At 64.0% G+C, this 749-nt stretch carries 1 protein-coding gene and 1 pseudogene; both read left to right on the top strand.

Translation table 11 applies throughout. The features are described from left to right. The coding region (locus U8L64_RS00220) for an electron transfer flavoprotein subunit beta/FixA family protein (RefSeq protein ID WP_442965255.1) at positions 1–270 on the top strand (270 nt) is incomplete at its 5' end. Beyond that, positions 271–749, top strand: a pseudogene (locus U8L64_RS00215) (electron transfer flavoprotein subunit alpha/FixB family protein); the annotation flags it as partial.

Here is a 749-nt window from a genome sequence, read left to right as displayed (position 1 = left end):
GGCGGTCTGCAGACCGTCGCGCTGAGCCTGCCGGCGATCGTCACCACCGACCTGCGTCTGAACGAGCCGCGCTACGCGTCGCTGCCGAACATCATGAAGGCCAAGAAGAAGCCGCTGGAAACCCTGACCCCGGACGCGCTGGGCGTCGCCACCGGTTCCACCGTGAAGACCCTGAAGGTCGAAGCGCCGGCTGCCCGCAGCGCCGGTATCAAGGTCAAGTCCGTGGCAGAACTGGTCGAGAAACTGAAGAACGAGGCGAAGGTAATCTAAATGACTATCCTGGTTATCGCTGAACACAACAACGCAGTCCTCGCGGCCGCAACCCTGAACACCGTGGCGGCTGCCGCGAAAATGGGTGGCGACATCCATGTGCTGGTCGCCGGTTCCGGCTGTGGTGCCATTGGTGAAGCGGCGGCCAAGATCGAAGGCGTGTCCAAGGTGCTGGTCGCCGACGATGCCGCCTACGCCCATCAGCTGCCGGAGAACGTCGCGCCGCTGATCGCCGATCTCGCCAAGAGTTACAGCCACGTGCTGGCTCCGGCCACCACCAACGGCAAGAACTTCCTGCCGCGCGTCGCTGCGCTACTGGACGTCGACCAGATCTCCGAGATCACGTCGGTCGAAAGCGCTGACACCTTCAAGCGCCCGATCTACGCCGGCAACGCCATCGCCACCGTGCAGTCCACCGCACCGATCAAGGTCATCACCGTGCGTACCACCGGTTTCGATGCGGTCAGCGGCGAAGGTGG

It is taken from the genome of Pseudomonas sp. FIP_A4 (assembly GCF_036701605.1).
Taxonomy (GTDB): domain Bacteria; phylum Pseudomonadota; class Gammaproteobacteria; order Pseudomonadales; family Pseudomonadaceae; genus Stutzerimonas; species Stutzerimonas phenolilytica.
This window is presented reverse-complemented; position numbering and strand designations above follow the sequence as displayed.